This is a genomic window from Streptomyces sp. NBC_01214, assembly GCF_026340975.1.
Taxonomy (GTDB): domain Bacteria; phylum Actinomycetota; class Actinomycetes; order Streptomycetales; family Streptomycetaceae; genus Streptomyces.
Genome location: NZ_JAPEOS010000002.1, coordinates 709,603 through 728,946 on the forward strand (window position 1 = coordinate 709,603; position 19,344 = coordinate 728,946).

Annotated in this window: 19 protein-coding genes and 1 pseudogene; 11 read left to right on the plus strand and 9 right to left on the minus strand. The window is 69.9% G+C overall.

All coding sequences use genetic code 11. The features are described from left to right. Positions 1 to 113: 113 nt before the first annotated feature. Both OG594_RS28185 and OG594_RS28190 read left to right on the plus strand, forming a co-directional pair. A complete protein-coding gene (locus OG594_RS28185) occupies positions 114 to 443 on the plus strand; it encodes a nuclear transport factor 2 family protein (protein ID WP_266604423.1) in 330 nt (109 codons plus the stop codon). A 91-nt stretch (positions 444 to 534) separates the two neighbouring features. Beyond that, on the plus strand, positions 535 to 1,161 hold the full coding sequence (locus OG594_RS28190; protein WP_266604425.1) for a hypothetical protein: 627 nt from the start codon (positions 535 to 537) through the stop codon (positions 1,159 to 1,161). Positions 1,162 to 1,309: 148 nt separating this feature from the next. On the opposite strand, the gene OG594_RS28195 is transcribed toward OG594_RS28190, so the two are convergent. From OG594_RS28195 to OG594_RS28205, 3 genes are all read right to left on the minus strand, one after another. Then, a complete protein-coding gene (locus tag OG594_RS28195) occupies positions 1,310 to 2,596 on the minus strand; it encodes an extracellular solute-binding protein (protein WP_266604427.1) in 1,287 nt (428 codons plus the stop codon). Between the two features lie 272 nt (positions 2,597 to 2,868). Beyond that, on the minus strand, positions 2,869 to 3,486 hold the full coding sequence (locus OG594_RS28200) for an SMI1/KNR4 family protein (protein WP_266604429.1): 618 nt from the start codon (positions 3,484 to 3,486) through the stop codon (positions 2,869 to 2,871). 59 nt (positions 3,487 to 3,545) lie between these two features. Next, positions 3,546 to 3,920: a DUF192 domain-containing protein gene (locus tag OG594_RS28205; RefSeq protein ID WP_266604431.1), complete on the minus strand. Its 375-nt coding sequence runs from the start codon at positions 3,918 to 3,920 to the stop codon at positions 3,546 to 3,548. Positions 3,921 to 4,197: 277 nt separating this feature from the next. On the opposite strand from OG594_RS28205, the gene OG594_RS28210 reads away from it, so the two are divergent. Then, complete coding sequence (locus OG594_RS28210; protein ID WP_266604433.1) at positions 4,198 to 4,971, plus strand: A24 family peptidase; 774 nt, start codon at positions 4,198 to 4,200, stop codon at positions 4,969 to 4,971. 142 nt (positions 4,972 to 5,113) lie between these two features. Here OG594_RS28210 and mgrA read toward each other — a convergent pair whose 3' ends face one another. Beyond that, positions 5,114 to 6,151 (minus strand): L-glyceraldehyde 3-phosphate reductase, encoded by a 1,038-nt coding sequence (gene mgrA, locus OG594_RS28215; protein ID WP_266604435.1) that lies wholly within the window; start codon positions 6,149 to 6,151, stop codon positions 5,114 to 5,116. A gap of 129 nt (positions 6,152 to 6,280) precedes the next feature. Between mgrA and OG594_RS28220 the strand changes: the two genes are divergently transcribed. From OG594_RS28220 to OG594_RS28245, 6 genes are all read left to right on the plus strand, one after another. Further along, positions 6,281 to 7,042: an isoprenyl transferase gene (locus tag OG594_RS28220; protein WP_266604437.1), complete on the plus strand. Its 762-nt coding sequence runs from the start codon at positions 6,281 to 6,283 to the stop codon at positions 7,040 to 7,042. 313 nt (positions 7,043 to 7,355) lie between these two features. Beyond that, a complete protein-coding gene (locus OG594_RS28225; RefSeq protein WP_030011185.1) occupies positions 7,356 to 8,672 on the plus strand; it encodes a PhoH family protein in 1,317 nt (438 codons plus the stop codon). A gap of 414 nt (positions 8,673 to 9,086) precedes the next feature. Continuing rightward, on the plus strand, positions 9,087 to 9,803 hold the full coding sequence (locus OG594_RS28230) for a lytic transglycosylase domain-containing protein (RefSeq protein ID WP_266604440.1): 717 nt from the start codon (positions 9,087 to 9,089) through the stop codon (positions 9,801 to 9,803). 135 nt (positions 9,804 to 9,938) lie between these two features. After that, positions 9,939 to 11,342, plus strand: coding sequence for an AI-2E family transporter (locus tag OG594_RS28235; protein WP_266604442.1), 1,404 nt, complete (start codon positions 9,939 to 9,941; stop codon positions 11,340 to 11,342). A gap of 103 nt (positions 11,343 to 11,445) precedes the next feature. Beyond that, positions 11,446 to 12,150, plus strand: a complete 705-nt coding sequence (locus tag OG594_RS28240; protein WP_266604444.1) for a hypothetical protein — start codon at positions 11,446 to 11,448, stop codon at positions 12,148 to 12,150. A gap of 9 nt (positions 12,151 to 12,159) precedes the next feature. After that, positions 12,160 to 12,882, plus strand: a complete 723-nt coding sequence (locus OG594_RS28245) for a hypothetical protein (RefSeq protein ID WP_266604446.1) — start codon at positions 12,160 to 12,162, stop codon at positions 12,880 to 12,882. Between the two features lie 61 nt (positions 12,883 to 12,943). On the opposite strand, the gene OG594_RS28250 is transcribed toward OG594_RS28245, so the two are convergent. Both OG594_RS28250 and OG594_RS28255 read right to left on the minus strand, forming a co-directional pair. After that, entirely contained in the window at positions 12,944 to 13,480 is a 537-nt protein-coding gene (locus OG594_RS28250) for an alkyl hydroperoxide reductase (protein WP_266604447.1), read from the minus strand. Positions 13,481 to 13,483: 3 nt separating this feature from the next. After that, positions 13,484 to 14,038, minus strand: coding sequence for a peroxiredoxin (locus OG594_RS28255; protein ID WP_266604448.1), 555 nt, complete (start codon positions 14,036 to 14,038; stop codon positions 13,484 to 13,486). 136 nt (positions 14,039 to 14,174) lie between these two features. Here OG594_RS28255 and OG594_RS28260 point away from each other — a divergent pair, with 136 nt between their 5' ends. After that, a complete protein-coding gene (locus OG594_RS28260; RefSeq protein WP_266604449.1) occupies positions 14,175 to 15,122 on the plus strand; it encodes a hydrogen peroxide-inducible genes activator in 948 nt (315 codons plus the stop codon). Between the two features lie 177 nt (positions 15,123 to 15,299). Here OG594_RS28260 and OG594_RS28265 read toward each other — a convergent pair. From OG594_RS28265 to OG594_RS28275, 3 genes and pseudogenes are all read right to left on the minus strand, one after another. After that, positions 15,300 to 15,635: pseudogene (locus OG594_RS28265) on the minus strand (ATP-binding cassette domain-containing protein); the annotation flags it as partial. A gap of 45 nt (positions 15,636 to 15,680) precedes the next feature. Then, on the minus strand, positions 15,681 to 15,914 hold the full coding sequence (locus OG594_RS28270) for a hypothetical protein (protein WP_266604450.1): 234 nt from the start codon (positions 15,912 to 15,914) through the stop codon (positions 15,681 to 15,683). Beyond that, complete coding sequence (locus OG594_RS28275; RefSeq protein ID WP_266604451.1) at positions 15,911 to 16,819, minus strand: SPFH domain-containing protein; 909 nt, start codon at positions 16,817 to 16,819, stop codon at positions 15,911 to 15,913. The genes OG594_RS28270 and OG594_RS28275 overlap by 4 nt, the downstream gene beginning before the upstream one ends. 232 nt (positions 16,820 to 17,051) lie before the next feature. Between OG594_RS28275 and OG594_RS28280 the strand changes: the two genes are divergently transcribed. After that, entirely contained in the window at positions 17,052 to 19,322 is a 2,271-nt protein-coding gene (locus OG594_RS28280; RefSeq protein ID WP_266604452.1) for a transglycosylase domain-containing protein, read from the plus strand. Positions 19,323 to 19,344: the final 22 nt, after the last annotated feature.

Here is a 19,344-nt window from a genome sequence, read left to right on the forward strand (position 1 = left end):
CGCCCCCTGACACGCCGTCCGCCGGGCGAACGGGTGACGGTCGACGACGCTGACCCGCCCGCGTTGTTCCCTGGTCGGGCACGGACGAACGTACGCCCGATCAGGAGGCTCCTGTGGCCATCGCCCCCGCCAGACTGTCCGACCCGGTGGTCGGCGCCCTCGTCGCCGCCGTCAACGCGCACGACAGGGACGCCTTCCTCGCGGTCCTGACCGCCGACGCGACCATGTCCGACGACGGCTCCGACCGCGATCTGCACGACTGGATCGACCGGGAGATCTTCGACTCCGGCGGCCACATGGACGTCCAGTCCGAGTCCGACGGCGGCCGCACCCTGCTCGTCAACTACCGCAACGACACCTGGGGCGAGATGCGCACCACGTGGCGCTTCGTGATCGCCCCCGGTGGCGGCCGGATCAGCCGCTTCGAGACCGGTCAGGCCTGAGCGGACTCCTGGCGGGCTCCGGGCGCTCCCGTACGGGTGAAAGCGCGCCCGGCGTCGTTCCGGCCCGCCGCAGGGGCCCGTTGGGCCGGGCATGAAGCGCACCCGCATCGCCGCTCTCGCCCTCGCCACCGCCTCCGCGGCCCTCGCGCCCCTCCTGGGCCAGGCCGCCACCGCCGCGGAGGGCACGGCGTACCTCCAGGACCCGGCAGGCGGCGAGAAGGCCATGAAGTCGATGTGGACCAAGGACGAGATGCACAAGGTGGAGGCGCAGTTCCGCTTCCACCCCGGGGTCCAGTACCGGACGGTCACCCGCCCCGGCCCCTCGGGCGCGCCGGACTTCGAGCGCAAGGTCGCCGACCCCAAGACCCTGGCGTGGCTGCCCGGTTACGAGTTCGCCTGGTCGGTGTCGGACTCGACGGTGGTGAAGAAGGCGCTGACGGTGAAGGAGGGCGAGCACCCGATCGTCGTGCACGCCGTACTGCGCTCCGCCGACCGGGCCAAGGTCGCGGAGGTGCACAAGGAACTGACCGGGAAGCCGGCGACCGGGCGGGAGAAGGTCGCGGGAGACCAGCGGATCGCGTGCGACACCGGGGAGTACACGGTGGAGTGGTCGGTCACCCGCTCGGGCTACGGAACGTTGGTCGGGACGCTGCGCTGGGACTCCAGCTGCGAGCAGTACCGGACGGCGTTCGCCTCGAACCACGGGCAGCAGCGCTGAGGGTCCGGGTGGAGGCCGGCCGCCCCGTGCACCTTGTGGGTGCTCGTCGGGCGACTGGGCCGAGGCCTTGGATCAAGTGCCGTAGGGGCTATAGTGCCGCACGGGGTGGTCTGCGGCATGGGTCGAAGGTCCCGTGTCGAGGAACTTCTCAGTGTTTCTTGGAGGCTTGGGCGGCCTGTCCGGCGATGTCCTCCAGCACGGCCTTGGGGTTGCCGGTCGGTTCCACGGCGCGTCCGATGTTGCGCTTGATGGTGTCGCTGACCGTCAGCCACGACGGGTCGTTGACCGGGTAGAGCTGGGCGCCGCGCAGCGCGTTGAGGAACTGCGTGTCGTTCTTGTCCAGGCCGCCCCCGGCCGGGGTGCGCGAGGCCGTGACGGTGGACGGCAGCAGGTGGTACCGGTCGGCGAAGTCCGAGAGGTTCTCGTCCTGGTAGATGAACTCCAGGAACCTGCCGATCTCCGCGCGCTTGCCGTTCTGCTTGAAGGCCATCATCCAGTCGGCGACACCGACGGTCGGCGGGAGCACCCCGGTGCCCAGGTTGTCCGAGACCGGCATGGAAGTGGTCGAGACGCTGATGCCCTTGGCGCGCGCCTCGTGGGCGAGCGAGGGATAGCCGTTGACCATGCCGACCTCGCCGCGCAGGAAGGCGGCGAAGGCGTCGGCGCGGTTCAGCTCGGACGGCGGGGTCGGGCCGGTGAACCCGGCACCGACCATCTCCTTCTTGACCCAGTCCCAGGTCGCGATGTTCTGGTCGGAGGCCAGGCTGTAGTTGCCGCTGCTGTCGGCGTAGCCGCCGCCGTTGCTCAGCTCCCAGATCAGCGCCTCGGCGTGCGCCTCCTCCGGGCCGAGCGGCAGGGCGTAGGGGTACTTCACGCCCTTGTCCTTGAGCGCCTTGGCGTCGGACTTGAGGTCGGACCAGGTCTTGGGGGGCTCCTTGATGCCGGCCTTGGCGAAGAGCGCCTCGTTGTAGAAGAGGAGACGGCTGCTCGCCACGAAGGGCAGGCCGTAGAGGGTGTTGCCGACGGAGCCCGCGTCGGCGAGCGGCTGGAGGAAATTCGCCTCGGCGGTGACCGAGAGGAGTTCGTCCGCGGGATACAGCTTCCCCTGGGCCGCGAAGTCCGAGTAAGACCCCATGAGCGCCATGTCCGGCGCCTTGCCGGCCTTGACCATACGGGAGACTTCGCGGTCGATGTCGGCCCACGGCAGGAGTTTGACGTCGAGCTTGATTCCGGGGTTCGCCTCGGTGAAATCGGCCGCCATCTTCTCCCAGTAGGGCTTGGAACTGGTGGTCGGACTGTCGCCGTATTCGGCGGCGACCAGATGCAGCGTACCGCTGTCACCTGCACCGTCTCCGTCGCCACCGCATCCGGCCAGCGGTATCAGCAGACCGAGCACGGCCGTGGTGGCGGTCGTGCCGGAAATTCTTCGTCGCACGGGTGTATTCCCCTGATTTTCTTTTGGATCCAGTTATTACTTATGAGTTGCTCCCGGGCTGGGGTGTCCCTCGATGGCCCGTTGGCCGGAATTCTCTCCTGAGGGAGGGTGGTTGATTCCATGGGGGGCGTACTTGTGGTCAATGCTCCAACTGGGGCTTTTCTTGATGGTGTTTTCCGATATGCGATCCGAATACTGGACGCGCGTAGACATGACGAAAAGCCCGTTTCCGGTTTCGGAACGGGCTCTACGGGTGCGGGTGCGGGTGTGGGCTAGTCGGCGAACTCGCCCGCGTACGGGTCGGGCTCGCCCGTCTCCGGGTTGCGGCCCTCCTGCCAGCGCCGCTGGGCCTTGCGCCAGTGCACGAAGCTGAGGTGGCCGCCGTCCCAGAAGGTGATGCTGACGGGACTCACGTCGAACTCGTCGGAGCACAGCCGGTAGAGGAACTCGGCCATGCCGTACGGGTACACCGCGAAGGAATCGGCGGTGTGCCGCCCGCAGACCAGGACCGGCCACCGGTCCGGATCGGGATCGGAGGTGAGCCAGCACAGGATGTCCGACCCGCCGGTGACGCCCCAGGCGATGATCGACTCGGGGTCCACGTCGAAGGCGGAGCGGCCGCCCTCCGCCTCCCAGGTCTGACGGGCGTTGTCGGTCTCCTCGACCATTCCGGTCGGGTCCCACTGGAGTCCGGGCTTGGGCAGCGGCAACAGGATGCTGGCCTCGCCGTTGATGGAGCCCGCGCCGAAGCGGCCCATGAACGCGATGAAATCGGCCGGGAACCGGGTGCCCCAGACGGCCTCCACCGCCGGCCAGTCGATGTCCTCGTCGGCGCCGTGCGTCGCCGGCATGATCTGCTCCAGCGCCTTGATCCGCGCGTTCTCCGTCATGCCGCTCCCCTGATGCCCCAGCTCAACCGCCCCAACCTACTGCCAGCGAGGGGCCTCGCCTAGCGGGGAGCGAGACGCCCCGGTACGTCCACCTTGATCGTGGTTCCGGCCCGCAGGCCCCAGCCCGCCATGGCACCGGCCGCCGACTCCAGGACGTGCCGGGAGCGCAGTCGCGGCAGCCCGAGCCGGCCCGGCGCCATGGTGACCACGGCGAGCACGCCCAGGTCGCGGTCGAGGTACGCCACGTCGATCGCGAAGCGCATCCGGAAGGTGTGCACGCTCGCCGCGGGGGTCAGCAGCATCGCGCCGTCGATCCCGTCCCGCCCGAGCAGGCCCCGGGTCCGCGCCCCGTACGAGGCGGCGACCTCCAGCGGGATCTCCTCAGGGTCCGCGCCGACCAGCAGGGTGCCGTTGCCGTCACGCCAATTCGCCATGGCGGCCAGCCTAGGGCGTCCTGCCGATCACGTCGGGCCCGCCGGTCCCGGCACCGCGCCTCGCCGGGTCGTCCGCGGTCGTCGGTGCTCCGTACGGACTCCCCCGTCCGCCTCGCGACGCTCCCCCTCGGCCCTGCGGGCCCTGGGAGACCCCATGGCGCCAGACCCCGCTTCCTGACCCGGCAAGATCCGAAAGAGGGGCCCGGGGGCGGGGCGCCGCGGCGCGGAGCTGCTCCCCGCCCCGCGCAGCCGCACCCGTCGGCGCTACCGTCGCCGCATGGGTGTCGCCCTGATCGTTCTTGCCGCCGGATACGGCGCCGCCGCGGGATGGCTGCTGCCGCGTGCCGCGTACCGGTTCTCCGTCGAGCCGGGGGAGCCCTGGCGCGACCGCTGCCCGCAGGGGCACCGGGTGCGCGGCTGGCTCGGACCGGCCCGCTGCCGGGTTCCCGCGGGGGCCGTCGTGCAGGGTCCGGGCGGCCGGCCCCCCGAGTCCGCGGCGCCGCACGCCTACGGGAGGCGCGCCGTCCCCCTCGCCGCCCTCGTCGGGGCGCTCTGTGCCGCGCTCGGGGCCGCCGTCGGGGCGCGGCCCGAGGTACTGCCCTACGTGGGGCTCGCCCCGGTGCTCGTACTGCTCTCGCTCGTGGACCGCGCCGTGCACCGGCTGCCGGACGTGCTGACCCTGCCGCTCGCCGTCGCGGTCGCCGCCGGACTCGGTGCGGCCGCCCTCCTGCCCCGCGCCGGAGGCGACTGGCGGCTCGCCCTGCTGGGCGGCGGCGCGCTGTCGGCGGCGTACCTGCTGCTCCATCTGATCAACCCCGCCGGCATGGGCTTCGGCGACGTCAAGCTGGCGCTCTCGCTGGGGGTCGCTCTTGGGTGGTACGGGTGGGGGGTATGGTCCGCCGGGGCCTTCCTCGGCCTGCTCTACGGGGCCCTGTACGGGCTGGTCCTGTTGCTGCGCGGCCCCGACGAGCGGAATCAGGGCTACGCGTTCGGCCCCTTCATGGGGGCCGGAGCACTCACCGGAGTGCTGCTGGGTGGTTTCGGAGCGTAATCATCGTGCGCCAATGCACGCAGCATGCTTTACGAAGGGTTATGGTGGAACCCCCCCCTCGGGCCGGTCCGTATCCCCCCCACGGACCGGCCCGTTTTTTGTTTTCCGGCTCCTCGGCCGCGCTGCGCGATAAAAGCGCAGGTCAGCCGCGTTGGGCCCAGATGTTGGTGCCGGGGGTGGAGACGGCGAGGGAGTCGATCTCCTTCAACTCGTCCTCCCCGAGCGGCGCGGACGCCAGTGCGGCCACGTTCTCCTCCAGCTGCGGCACGCTCGACGCACCGATCAGGGCCGAGGTCATGCGGTCGTCGCGGAGCACCCACTTGAGGGCCAGCTGGGCGAGGGACTGCCCGCGGCGGGCCGCGATCTCGTTCAGACCGGTCAGCCGGCGGAGCACCTCGTCCGAGAGCAGGTCCGGGTTCAGGGACTTGCCCTGCGCGGCCCGCGAGTCCGCCGGGATGCCCTTCAGGTACTTGCCGGTCAGCATGCCCTGCGCGAGCGGCGCGAAGGAGATGCAGCCCATGCCGGCGTCCTCCAGGGTGTCCAGCAGCCCGTCCTCCTCCGTCCAGCGATTGATCATGGAGTAGGAGGGCTGGTGGATGAGCGGGCGCACGCCCATCCCGCGCAGGATCCGCACGGCCTCGGCCGTCTGCTCCGCCGTGTAGGAGGAGACGCCCACGTACAGGGCCTTGCCCTGCTGGACCGCGGACGCGAGGGCGCCCATGGTCTCCTCCAGCGGGGTGTCCGGGTCGAAGCGGTGCGAGTAGAAGACGTCGACGTAGTCCACGCCCATCCGCTTCAGCGAGGCGTCGAGCGAGCTGAGCAGGTACTTGCGGCTGCCCCACTCGCCGTACGGCCCGGCGTGCATCAGGTAGCCGGCCTTGGTCGACAGGATCAGCTCGTCCCGGTAGGACGCGAAGTCCTGCGAAAAGATCTTGCCGAAATTCAGCTCGGCCGAGCCGGGCGGCGGGCCGTAGTTGTTCGCCAGGTCGAAGTGGGTGATGCCGAGGTCGAAGGCCCGGCGGAGGATCGCCCGCTGGGACTCCAGGGACCTGTCGTCGCCGAAGTTGTGCCAGAGGCCGAGGGAGATGGCGGGGAGCTTGAGGCCGCTGTGGCCGGTGCGCCGGTACTCCATGGAGTCGTAGCGCGAGGGCTCTGCCCGATAGGGATTGGTATCAGTCACGTTGTCCTCCCTATCACGGACTTGTGACAGACCGAGTTGGGTACCCGATCCCACCGAGCAGTAATGTGGCGGACTCGGGGGAGGGACCGCTTTTCGCACGGGGGCAAGGCACGGAGGGGCTGGAAGATCGTGAAGTTGCGCGACCTGGTGTACAGGCTTTACGCACGCCGGGTGGAAGGCCGCCTCGACCATGACGCGGCGCCCAAGCACATCGGCGTCATCCTGGACGGAAACCGCCGCTGGGCGAAGGCGTCCGGAGGGACGACGGAGCAGGGCCACCAGGCCGGCGCCGACAAGATCTCCGAGATGCTGGGCTGGTGCACCGAGACGGACGTCGAGGTCGTCACCCTGTGGATGCTCTCCACGGACAACCTGGACCGGCCGGAGGTCGAGCTCCGCCCGCTGCTGAACATCATCGAGAACACCGTGCGGGGCCTCGCCGCGGACGGCCGCTGGCGCGTCCACCACGTGGGCAACCTCGACATCCTGCCCGCCCGGACGCAGAACGTGCTCAAGGAGGCCGAGCAGGCCACCCACGACGTCGACGGGATACTCGTCAACGTCGCCGTCGGCTACGGCGGCCGCCAGGAGATCGCCGATGCGGTGCGCTCGCTGCTCCTCGAGCACGCGCGCAAGGGCACCTCCTTCGAGGAGCTCGCCGAGATCCTCGACATCGACCACATCGCCGAGCACCTCTACACGCGCGGCCAGCCGGACCCGGACCTCGTCATCCGCACCAGCGGCGAGCAGCGGCTGTCCGGATTCATGCTCTGGCAGAGCGCGCACAGCGAGTACTACTTCTGCGACGTCTTCTGGCCGGCCTTCCGCAAGGTCGACTTCCTGCGGGCCCTGCGCGACTACGCGGCACGTCACCGGCGCTACGGCACCTGAGTCACCGTAGGGGGCCCTGAGCCCCGCCACCCCCTCCCCTCGAAGCCTTCACCAGGGATTCACCGAGCGTCCGTCATATGCCATGGCATGGCCTGGCTTGTTCGGGGAATATCCCTTTCAGGTCGATGCCCGATCCACGGGTGTCGAGTCTCAGCGGACGGCATGGGGTCGTCCGCCCGGGAGGCCCTTTGCACCAGGACGCACGTGCGGTTCGCACGGACGGAGTGGAGGGCCGGAAATCGGCCCTGGCATGGGTGCCGATGACCGGTCCGGTCTTCATGGCCCGACCTCTTCCGAGGGGGTACGTCCTTCCGTGGTGACCAGCACAAAGAGCCGCCTGCCCGACAGGCGGACCTACGTCCTCGACACCAGCGTCCTGCTGGCAGACCCCAATGCGATCTCCCGCTTCGACGAGCACGAGGTCGTGCTCCCGATCGTGGTGATCACCGAGCTGGAGGCAAAGAGGCACCATCCCGAACTCGGTTACTTCGCTCGCCAGGCCCTGCGCCTGCTCGACGACTTCCGGGTTCGCAACGGTCGCCTGGACGCCCCCATCCCGCTGGGCGATCTGGGCGGCACCCTGCGCGTCGAGCTCAACCACTCCGACACGAGCGTCCTGCCCGCCGGCTTCAGGTTGGGAGACAACGACTCGCGGATCCTCGCGGTCGCCCGCAACCTCCAGGCCGAGGGCTACGACGTCACGGTGGTCTCGAAGGATCTCCCACTGCGCATCAAGGCCTCCTCCGTGGGGCTGATCGCCGAGGAGTACCGCGCGGAGCTCGCGATCACCGACGCCGGCTGGACGGGCATGAGCGACCTCGCCCTCTCCGGGGAACAGGTGGACCTCCTCTACTCGGAGGACCGGCTCTACGTGCCGGAGGCCGCGGAACTGCCCGTGCACACCGGACTGGTCCTGCAGTCCGAGCGCGGCAAGGCCCTCGGCCGGGTCACGGCGGACGGCAACGTGCGGCTCGTGCGCGGCGACCGCGAGGCCTTCGGGCTGCACGGTCGCAGCGCCGAGCAGCGCATCGCGCTGGACCTCCTCCTCGACCCCGAGATCGGGATCATCTCGATGGGCGGCCGGGCCGGCACCGGAAAGTCGGCGCTGGCGCTCTGCGCGGGTCTGGAAGCGGTCCTGGAACGCAGGCAGCACCAGAAGGTGATGGTCTTCCGGCCGCTGTACGCGGTGGGCGGTCAGGACCTGGGCTACCTGCCCGGGGACGCCTCCGAGAAGATGAGCCCCTGGGCGCAGGCGGTCTTCGACACCCTCTCGGCGGTCGCCGGGCGCGAGGTCATCGAGGAGGTGCTGAACCGCGGGATGCTGGAGGTCCTGCCGCTCACGCACATCCGCGGCCGCTCGCTGCACGACGCCTTCGTGATCGTGGACGAGGCGCAGTCGCTGGAGCGCAATGTCCTGCTGACCGTTCTGTCCCGAATCGGGGCCAATTCGCGGGTCGTTCTGACCCACGATGTCGCCCAGCGGGACAACCTGCGGGTCGGTCGGTACGACGGAGTGGTCGCCGTGGTCGAGAAGTTGAAGGGCCACCCGCTCTTCGCCCACATCACGCTGACGCGCTCGGAGCGCTCCCCGATCGCCGCGCTGGTGACCGAGATGCTCGAGAACCTCTGACGGTCGTACCGGTCAAAAACCCCATAGTGGGACGGTGAGTTGGCGCCGCCCGGCAAAGGCCCCAGAGCCTAGCCGGGCGGCGCCGTGTTGCACAGGTCTTTTCTTGAATCGGCGACGACACCCCAGGTGTGATCTTTCACACGCAATGGAGAATTGCCTTGCGGTGTCGCGTTCCGGCAGAGTCTGGTTTCCGTCAGGCCCCGCATACGGCACACCTGTATCTCTCGTGAGGTACGCGCAGCACCACAACTCCACAGCCGATCGCCGTATGCCGCCCGGAGTTTCACGCGGCGGCCCCCGCAAGGGGGTTGCCCACGGGCCCGCGCCTCCAGTGACCGTAGAACCACGGAGGCCAGAGTCGAGGGCACTTTTGCGCCCGCGCGGTCACTGCGGACGCTGCTGGAAGGACACCGTGTGAGCCGGATCTCGGTCCGGGGGTTCGCCGTGGCTTCGGCCACCGCGGTCACCACCGTCGGCGCAGTCGTAGGCGTTGCCACCGGCGACCCCACGAACGATCTCGAGACGACCGCGTCCGGCGCGACTCTCCTTGCAGACATCCCGGTCGGCGACCAGGCAGAGGTCCAGACCGCGTCCCTGACGCAGCAGGCCGATGCCATCGCCCACGCCGCGGATGCCGACAGCAAGCGTTCGGTCGAGGAGGCCGCGCGCGTCCAGGCCGCCGAGGACGCCAAGGCCAAGAAGGCGGAGGCCGAGAAGGCGAAGGAGAAGGCCGACGCCGAGGCCGAGGCCAAGCTGAAGAAGGAACGCGACGAGAAGGAACAGGTCGCGAGCCGCTCCGCCGCCCGCGACGCCGGGGACTTCGCTCCCCAGAGCTCCTACACGGTCGCCCAGGTCAAGGCCATTGCCCAGCAGATGGTCCCGGCCGGGCAGTTCCAGTGCTTCTCGAACATCATCAACCAGGAATCCACCTGGAACTACAAGGCCGTCAACTCGTCCTCGGGCGCCTACGGTCTGGTCCAGGCGCTGCCCGGAACGAAGATGGCTTCGGCCGGTGCGGACTGGCGCACCAACCCCGCCACGCAGATCAAGTGGGGTCTGAACTACATGGAAGACCGCTACGGCAGCCCGTGCAGCGCCTGGAGCTTCCACCAGGCCAACGGCTGGTACTAGAGCGGCCCGCGCCGCCGCGAGCGCCGCAGCACTGCTCAACCCGGGGGAGCCCCGCACCGTCCTACGGTGCGGGGCTCCTCGCGTGTACGGTCTTCGAGGTGAGCCCGTAGACCGGGGGCGGGGGAAGGAAGCGACATGGCGAAGAGGGAAGGCTGGCTCGGCCGGCTCGGGAACAAGCTGAACCGGATGGAGGCGCGGCTCAACGAGCGGCGCGCCGAGGTCGAAGCCGAGACCAGCGGCGACCTGCCGCTCCCCGGCGGGCCCGGGCGGACACCGGAGGCGGGGGCCGCCGAGGCGCCCGCCGCCGCGGCGGTCGCGACCGTTCCCGCGCCGCCCTCGTACCCGCCCGTGGTCCCCGCGCCCCACCTCGCCGCCCCGGCCGCGCCCGTGCGCCCCGACCCGGCGAGCGTCGTCCCCTGGGGGATGCGCGTCGCCGCCGAAGCCAGCTGGCGGCTGCTGCTGCTCGCCGGGATGCTCTGGGTGCTGATGAAGGTGATCAGCGAAGTCCGCCTGGTCGTCCTCGCGTTCGCCGCCGCCATGCTCGTCACCGCGATGCTCCAGCCCTTCGTGGTCCGGCTGCGCAGACTGGGCCTGCCGCGCGGACTGGCCACGGCCGTCACGGCGATCCTCGGCTTCGTGGTCATCGGGCTCGTCGGCTGGTTCGTGGTCTGGCAGGTCATGGAGAACCTCGACGACCTCTCCGACCGGGTCCGCGACGGCATCAACGAGCTCAAGCTCTGGGCACTGGACAGTCCGTTCCACGTGACCGAGAAGCAGATCAACGACATCGCGAAGAACCTCAGCGAGACCATCGGCACCAACACCGAGCAGATCACCTCCGCCGGACTTCAGGGCGTGACGGTGCTCGTCGAGGTCCTCACGGGCATCTTGCTCGCGATGTTCTCCACGCTCTTCCTGCTCTACGACGGCAAGCGCATCTGGAACTGGGCGCTGGGCCTGGTCCCGGCCGATGCCCGCGCCGGTGTCGCCGGCGCCGGTCCGCGCGCCTGGCGCACGCTGACCGCGTACGTGCGCGGCACGGTCATCGTCGCCCTCATCGACGCCATCTTCATCGGCCTCGGCATCTACTTCCTGGACGTGCCGATGGCGGTGCCGCTGGCCGTCTTCATCTTCCTGTTCGCCTTCATCCCGCTGGTCGGCGCCGTGGTGTCGGGCGCCCTCGCGGTGGTCGTGGCGCTGGTGACCCAGGGCGTGTTCACCGCCCTGATGGTGCTGCTGGTGGTACTGGCGGTGCAGCAGATCGAGGGCCACGTGCTCCAGCCCTTCATCCTCGGCCGGGCCGTCCGGGTGCACCCGCTCGCGGTGGTGCTCTCGGTGGCCGCCGGCGGCATGATCGCGGGCATCGGCGGAGCGGTCGTCGCGGTGCCGCTGGTGGCCGTGACCAACACGGTGGTGGGCTACTTGAAGGCGTACTCGCGCGAGCAGCACCACCTCGGATCCGAAATGATCGGCCCCGCCCCGCACGGTTCGACGGCCCTGAGCGTGGTCCCCGAGGGCGAGGGGCACGTCACACCCTGACCCTCCCCCCGGAACCAGACATTCCGGCGATCGGGGCTGCGATGATCGAACTGATCCGCGCGCCGACGACAGCGCGGGGGAACAGGGACACGGGGGGACAGGCATGATCACCGATCCGGAGCTCGGCGGGGAATGGCAGACCGAGGCCTTGGAGCCGGCCCGGTCGGCGGACCGGGCCCCCGTGCGCGAGCGGGCGACGGGCGGTCCGGGCCCGCGGTCGTGGCTGTGGGCGCTGGCCGGTGCCGTGGTCGCGTCCGCGGTGTGGGGTGGCGGGCTCTACGCCTTCGGGGCCCCGACGATCGAGCCGGAGACCTCCTACCGGGCGTCGAAGAACCTGTGCCAGGACTTCAAGGCCCGGGCGCTGAGCGGGATCACCGGTGACATGCACAAGAAGAAGCCGGTGAACCTCGAAAGCGACCACCCGGCCGTCTACGCGGCGCGGTGCGGCCTGGAGAACGCCGGGAAGGACGGGGTGGCCTCGGACTTCTACGTGGTGGCCCAGGTCGCCCTGCACAAGAAGACCGATCCCGCGGCCGAGTTCGACGCACCGGACCTGCGCACCCTCGCCTACACGGGCGGCGTGCGCACGGCAGCGGTGCCGGACCTCGGGGAGCGTGCCGTGATGAACGTGATGTCCGGCGACACCTGGCTGATCCTCAAAGTGCTGGACGGTGGCGTGGTGTTCACCGTCGAAGCGGGCGCGAGCACCTTCGCGGAGACGAACGGCCGACCTGCCACTGACGTCGACGCGGTCCAGGCGGCGATGATCGAGGACATGCGTGAGCTGCTGTCGGTGTTGAAGGAGTAGGGGGCGGGGATGATCACGGATCCGGAGTTGGACGGGGGCTGGGAGCCGGCGCGGCCGGCCGAGGTCGTGCAGGACACCGTGGTGCCGGGGGCACGGGCGCCGCGCCGGCCCTGGCCGTGGGTGGCGGCGGCGGTGGTGGCCACCTCCGCGCTGTGGGCGGGCGGGCTGTACGCCTTCTCGGACCGCACGGCCGAGCCGGAGATCCGCTACCGGGTCACGGACGACCTCTGCGGCCAGTTCAAGGCCCCGGCCCTGGAAGGGCTGCTGGGCGGCCTCCCGAATGCCGTGCCGGAGGTGGGCAGCCGGCATCCGGCGCTGGACTGGGCGGCGTGCACCCGCGGCAGCGACAGCCGGGCGTCCATCAGGGCCTTCGACGCGAAGGCCGAGGTCGAACTGCACAAGAAGACCGATCCCGGAGCCGAGTTCGCGCTCGACACCCCTGTCAGCCGGGCGTACGTATACGAGGGCGGCACGTGGGAGTCGGTTCCCGGTCTCGGAGAGGAAGCCCTCGTCACCCGTCCCCCGGACGGGATCGAGACCGGTGGCGGCCTCCGGCTGCGGGTCCGTGACGGCGGCGCGGTGTTCACGATCGACGTGTCGGACTTCGTCGCGACCGGCGAGGGCGGCCCCGAACCCCGGGCCGTGCCCCCGCCGCCGCCCGACCGGGAGGCCCTGGTGGCCGCGGCGGTCGAGGACGCGCGGGCGCTGATGGCCGCACTGCGCACGAGCTGAACGCACGGGGCCCCGCGACCGTTTCCGGCCACGGGGCCCCGTGTCGTCGTACGCGGTGCCGTTACTCGGCGGCGAGGGCGGCCTCGGCGTCGAGGGTGACGGCGACGGCCTGGATCACGGAGGCGATCTTGAAGGCCTCCTGGATCGTCTCGCGGTCGACGCCCGCCTTGCGCAGGACCTGCTCGTGCGAGTCCAGGCACTGGCCGCAGCCGTTGATCGCGGAGACCGCGAGCGACCACAGCTCGAAGTCGATCTTCTCCACGCCCGGGTTGCCGATGACGTTCATCCGCAGGCCCGCGCGCAGCGTGCCGTACTCCGGGTCGGAGAGCAGGTGCCGGGTGCGGTAGAAGACGTTGTTCATCCCCATGACCGCGGCGGCGGACTTGGCGGCGGTGTACGCCTCCGGCGCGAGGTTCGCCTTCGCCTCGGGCTCCAGCTCACGCAGGACGATGGCCGAGCGGGCGGCGATCGCGCAGGACAGGACCGTGCCCCACAGCTGCTGCTGCGGGAGGTCGCTGTTGCCGATGACCGAACCGAGGTTCAGCTTCAGGTCCTTGGCGAAGTCCGGTATGGCCGACTTCAGGGAGTCGAGGGACATCCGTCACTCACCGGCCAGCAGCGCGCCGGCGTCGATGGTGGCCTCACCCTTGTTCCAGTTGCACGGGCACAGCTCGTCGGTCTGCAGGGCGTCGAGGACCCGCAGGACCTCCTTGGGGTTACGGCCCACGGAACCGGCGGTCACCATCGAGAACTGGATCTCGTTGTTCGGGTCCACGATGAAGACGGCGCGCATCGGGAGGCCGTCCTCGCCCAGGATGCCCAGCTCGGCCGACAGCTCGCGCTTGATGTCGGACATCATCGGGAAGGGCAGGTCACGCAGGTCGGCGTGGTCCTTGCGCCAGGCGTGGTGCACGTACTCGGAGTCGAGCGAGAAGCCGAGGACCTGCGCGTCGCGGTCGGCGAACTCCTCGTTCAGCTTGCCGAAGGCGGCGATCTCGGTGGGGCACACGAAGGTGAAGTCCAGCGGCCACGCGAAGATGACCTTCCACTTGCCCTCGTAGGTCTTGTGGTCGATCTGCGCGAACTCGGATCCGGCCTCGAGCGAGACACAGGCGGTCAGGTCGAAAGCCGGGAACTTGTCACCAACAGTGAGCACGCGCTCTCCTTGTGAAGTGGAAAATGCACCCTTTTGGGGGTTTTCCGATGGGGTTGGACGTATCTCACATGCTGACACACCTGCATTGATTACAGAAATAGCTACTCTTGTGTCGGGTGATCGGAGGTACCTATCAGTGGCTGCCAGTAGTAGGGGAGCGAAGCAAGCGACGCTCGCGCAGCTGCGCGCCTTCGCGGCGGTCGCCGAGCACCTGCACTTCCGGGACGCCGCCGCGGCCATCGGCATGAGCCAGCCCGCGCTCTCCGGAGCCGTCTCCGCCCTGGAGGAGGCCCTCGGGGTGCAGCTGCTGGAGCGCACCACCCGCAAGGTGCTGCTCTCCCCGGCGGGCGAGCGGATCGCGGCACGGGCCCAGACGGTCCTGGACGCCATGGGCGGGCTGCTGGAGGAGGCCGAGGCGGTACGGGCACCCTTCACCGGGGTGCTGCGGCTCGGGGTGATCCCCACGGTGGCGCCGTACCTGCTGCCGACCGTGCTCGGGCTGTTCCACCGGCGCTATCCGCGGATGGACCTCCAGGTGCACGAGGAGCAGACCGCCTCGCTGCTGGAGGGCCTCGGCGGCGGGCGCCTGGACCTGCTCCTGCTGGCGGTGCCGCTCGGGGTTCCCGGAGTGACCGAACTGCCCGTCTTCGACGAGGACTTCGTCCTGCTCGCACCCCGGGAGCACGCGCTGGCCGGGCGCCGGGACATCCCGCTGGAGGAACTGCGCGGACTACAGCTGCTGCTGCTCGACGAGGGGCACTGCCTGCGGGACCAGGCCCTCGACATCTGCCGGGAAGCGGGCCGGACGACCGGGGCGGACGTCACGACGACCGCCGCCGGCCTGTCCACCCTCGTACAACTGGTCGCCGGGGGACTGGGGGTGACGCTGTTGCCGCGCACCGCGCTGCGGCTGGAGACCGCCCGCAACGAGTACCTGTCCACCGGGTACTTCGCCGAGCCCGCCCCCTCCCGGCGGATCGCCCTGGCCATGCGCACCGGGACCGCCCGGCAGCAGGAGTTCAGGGCCATCGCCGCCGCGCTGCGCGAAGCCGTACGCCCGCTCCCGGTCTGGCCCACCGACTAGGTCGCGTCCGCAGGCCGTCCGGGCGCATCAGCCGCAGCAGCGGCGGTAGGCCGAGCAGGGTCACGGCGACCACCACACCCGCGCCGGTCGCCGTCATCCCGAGCACCGACGCCCGGTCGATCCGGACGGGCTGGGCGGCCATGCCCAGGTCGCGGGTCCAGGCCCGGAGCCGGCTCCTACGAGGCGCTCCATGTCGCGGGATTTGCCGTCGCGTACGACGATCTCGCGGTCGGAGTGGGCGGCCACGCGCGTCTCGTGCGTCACGAGCACGACGGCGGCGTTCGCGGACCGGGAGGTCTCGGTGAGCAGCTGCATGACGAGTTCGCCGTTCAGGGAGCCGAGGGCTCCGGTGGGCTCGTCGGCGAAGATCCCCCGGGGGTCGGTGACGAGGGCGCGGGCGACGGCCACGCGCTGCCCCTGGCCGCCGGATACCTCGCCGGGCCGCTTGGCGCCGAGGCCCTCCACCTGGAGCTGATCCATCCGGTGCAGGGCGGTGCGTTCGGCCGCCTTGCGCTTGACCGGTGGGGGCCGCAGTGCCGGCCCCGTCGGGCGTACGGGTCATTCTGCGGACTTCGGGGGGCGTCCCCGGCGCGGGATGGGGCCGGGGGCCGAGGGGAGGCGGCCGGCCTCGGCGAGGGCCCGGCGGAGCAGGAACTCGATCTGCGCGTTGGCGCTGCGCAGTTCCTCGCCGGCCCAGCGGGCCAGCGCGTCGTACACCTGCGGGTCGAGCCGTAGCAGCACCTGCTTGCGCGCCTGCCGGCCCGCCGGCTTCTCCTCGCCGCCGGGGGTCACTGGTAGAGGGTCCCCGTGTTGACCACCGGCTGTGCGGCGCGGTCGCCGCACAGGACGACCATCAGGTTCGAGACCATGGCCGCCTTGCGCTCCGGATCGAGGTCCACGATGTCCTGTTCCGCCAGTCGGGTCAGTGCCAGTTCGACCATGCCCACCGCGCCCTCCACGATCTGCTTGCGGGCCGCCACGACCGCGCCCGCCTGCTGGCGCTGGAGCATCGCGGAGGCGATCTCCGGAGCGTACGCGAGGTGCGTGAAGCGGGACTCGATGATGTGCACACCGGCCGCGTCGACGCGGTCGCGCAGTTCGACCGCCAGCTTCTCGGTGATCTCCTCGGCGTTGCCGCGCAGCGACAGGCCGCCTTCCTCGTGCGCGTCGTAGGGGTACTCGATGGCGATGTGCCGGACCGCCGCCTCGGTCTGGGTTTCGACGAACTCCGTGAAGTCCTCGACCTCGAAGGTGGCCCGGGCCGTGTCCTCGACCCGCCACACCACGACCGCCGCCAGCTCGATCGGGTTGCCGTAGGCGTCGTTGACCTTCAGGACGGCCGTCTCGTGGTTGCGCACCCGGGTGGAGATCTTCTCGCGGGAGGTCAGCGGGTTCACCCAGCGCAGCCCGTCGGCGCGGATGGTGCCCTTGTAGCGGCCGAACAGCTGGACGACCCGGGCCTCGCCCGGCGCCACCGTGTTCAGCCCGCTCATGGCGAACACGGAGGCGAGGCCCAGGAGTACGCCGAGGGCTATCAGGGTCACCTTGGCCGCGACGGCCGCGAGCACCGCGCCGGCCGCGATCAGGCCCGCACCCGCCAGTAGGCCCAGCAGACCGAGCAGCAGTGCCAGGCCGCCGCCGACGCTGCGCGCGGTGAACTCCCGTACTCCGTTAGGGGTGGCGTTTTGGTTCGTCATGGTTTGCCCCGTTTCTCAGCTCACGGCCGGTCGGGCCGTGTAGCAAAGTGATATCACTTTTTTGCGCTACGGCAACCCTTCGGCTTAGGTGAGCGTCGGTTCCCATGACGCGGGTGCTGATTCTCACGTCCGAAATGACCGTAAATAGTCATGGTTGGCCAACTTTTGTCACAGCCTGCGGTGTTAGCTTTCTGAGCTGACGTCGGGGGGGAAATCGAGCGGAGCGGGAGCGATGGGCCGAGCAGAAGTGCGTAAGGCGCAGCAGCAGCGCGGTGCGCGGCGTGCGCCGAGCGGACGCGCGCAGGGCACCGAGGGAAGCGGAAGTGCCGGCAAACGCACCGGCATACGCCGCTTCTTCACCTGGAAGAAGATCCTGGGCACGTTCTTCGGGCTGGCCCTGCTCGGCATGGGCGCGCTGGTCGCCCTGTACATCTACGTGGACGAGCCGGACCCCAACAACCAGGCGCTCCAGCAGAGCAACGTCTACAAGTACGCAGACGGCACGATCATGGCCAGCAAGGGCAAGGTCAACCGCGAGATCCTGCCGATCGACAAGATCCCGATGGACGTGCAGGAGGCGTTCATTGCGATCGAGAACAAGTCCTTCCGCAGCGACCAGGGCGTCGACTTCAAGGGTCTGGCCCGCGGTCTGTGGAACACGGCGACCGGGCGCGGCAAGGCCGGTGGTTCCACGATCACCCAGCAGTACGTCAAGAACTACTACTTGACGCAGGACCAGACGGTGAGCCGCAAGCTCAAGGAGCTGGTGATCTCCCTCAAGGTCGACCAGAGCAAGGAGAAGCCCGAGATCCTCGCGGGCTACCTGAACACCAGCTACTTCGGGCGCGGCGCGTACGGCATCCAGGCGGCCTCCCAGGCCTACTACGGAGTCGACGCCGGCCAGTTGACGCTGGAGCAGGGCGCCTACCTCGCCACCCTCGTCCAGGCGCCCAGCCAGTACGACTGGTCGACCGCCAGCGATGAAACCAAGAAGCGGATCATGATCCGCTACGAGGCCACCCTCGTGAACATGGTCGAGAACGGCAAGCTGGACGAGGCCAAGCGCAAGGCGACGAAGTTCGCCGACCCGATCCCGCCGCAGCCGCCGATGGGCATGGACGGCCAGAAGGGCTACCTGGTCCAGGCGGCCGAAGCCGAGCTCAACGCCCAGGGCGTCGAGCGGAAGCTGATCGACGCCGGTGGCTGGACGTTCACGCTGAACATCGACGCCAAGAAGCAGGAAGCGCTCGAGAAGGCCGTCCAGGACGAGCTGGAGTCCAAGCTCGACCGCAAGGACACCAAGGGCAAGCCCCAGGACCAGAGCGTGCAGGCCGGTGCCACCTCCGTGGACCCGAAGACCGGCGCGATCGTCGCGATGTACGGCGGTACGAGCCTGAAGGACCACTGGTCGAGCAACGCCCTGCGCAAGGACTACCAGCCGGGCTCGACCTTCAAGCCGATCGTGCTCGCCTCCGCGCTGGAGAACGGGGCGAAGACGCAGGACGACAAGCCGATCACGCCGAACACGCTCTACGACGGCACCAGCAAGCGCGCGGTCCTCGGCAGCGACATCCCGTTCGCCCCGCAGAACCAGGAGGACCGCGACTTCGGCACCCCGATGATGACGGTCCAGGAGGCGACCAACTTCTCGGTCAACTCCGTCTACGCGCAGATGATCGTGGACGTCAAGCCGCGCAACGTGAAGAAGACGGCCCTGGCCCTCGGCATGAAGGACCGCGAGGGCTGGCCCGAGGACAAGCCGGCCATGTCGCTGGGCACCATGAGCGCCAACACCGTGGAGATGGCGGGCGTCTACGCCACGTTCGACAACCACGGCAAGAAGGTCACGCCGACCATCATCAAGAAGGCCGAGCACAAGGACCGCGAGGTCGAGCCGGCCCAGGCCGTCGGTTCCCAGGCCATCAGCCGCAAGACCGCCGACACCGTCACCAAGGTGCTCACGGGCGTCGTCAACGACGACGGCGCCTCCGGCAACAAGGTCCGCAGCAGCTCCTACGAGGCCGCCGGCAAGACCGGTACCACCGAGAACAACGTCTCCGGCTGGTTCTCCGGGTTCACCCCCGAGCTGGTCACCGTCGTCGCGATCTTCGGCGAGGAGCCCGTCACCGCCAAGCAGGTCACCCTGACCGGTACGGCCGGCCTCGGCCGACTGGGCGGTTCCAGCTTCCCGGCCTCGATCTGGAAGGCGTACACGCTCGCCGTCCTCAAGGGCAACGCGGGCAAGTTCCAGCTGAGCGAGGCGGAGATGGGCGCCGTGCAGACGCCGTCCCGCAGCGCCTCGCCGACGCCGTCGACGTCGCCGTCCTCCAGCTCCCCGACGGCCAGCACCAGCCCGACGCAGTCCCCGACGACGTCCCCGACGCCCACGGCGACCAAGACGGCTCCGACGTCGCCGGCTCCGACGACGCCGACCCCGACGCCCACGGCGACCAAGAGCGGCGGTCCCAAGCCGCCGGACCCGCCGCTGGTGCCCGAGCGCTAGACCCCACCGGCAGACCACAGAC

What these genes read in the sequence shown, in the direction of transcription:
- OG594_RS28245 (WP_266604446.1), top strand. Translation starts at nt 12,160, where the DNA reads ATGATCACGGATCCGGAGTTGGACGGGGGCTGGGAGCCGGCGCGGCCG.
- OG594_RS28190 (WP_266604425.1), top strand. Translation starts at nt 535, where the DNA reads ATGAAGCGCACCCGCATCGCCGCTCTCGCCCTCGCCACCGCCTCCGCG.
- OG594_RS28235 (WP_266604442.1), top strand. Translation starts at nt 9,939, where the DNA reads ATGGCGAAGAGGGAAGGCTGGCTCGGCCGGCTCGGGAACAAGCTGAAC.
- OG594_RS28280 (WP_266604452.1), top strand. Translation starts at nt 17,052, where the DNA reads ATGGGCCGAGCAGAAGTGCGTAAGGCGCAGCAGCAGCGCGGTGCGCGG.
- OG594_RS28250 (WP_266604447.1), bottom strand. Translation starts at nt 13,480, where the DNA reads ATGTCCCTCGACTCCCTGAAGTCGGCCATACCGGACTTCGCCAAGGAC.
- OG594_RS28205 (WP_266604431.1), bottom strand. Translation starts at nt 3,920, where the DNA reads ATGGCGAATTGGCGTGACGGCAACGGCACCCTGCTGGTCGGCGCGGAC.
- OG594_RS28240 (WP_266604444.1), top strand. Translation starts at nt 11,446, where the DNA reads ATGATCACCGATCCGGAGCTCGGCGGGGAATGGCAGACCGAGGCCTTG.
- OG594_RS28200 (WP_266604429.1), bottom strand. Translation starts at nt 3,486, where the DNA reads ATGACGGAGAACGCGCGGATCAAGGCGCTGGAGCAGATCATGCCGGCG.
- OG594_RS28275 (WP_266604451.1), bottom strand. Translation starts at nt 16,819, where the DNA reads ATGACGAACCAAAACGCCACCCCTAACGGAGTACGGGAGTTCACCGCG.
- OG594_RS28210 (WP_266604433.1), top strand. Translation starts at nt 4,198, where the DNA reads ATGGGTGTCGCCCTGATCGTTCTTGCCGCCGGATACGGCGCCGCCGCG.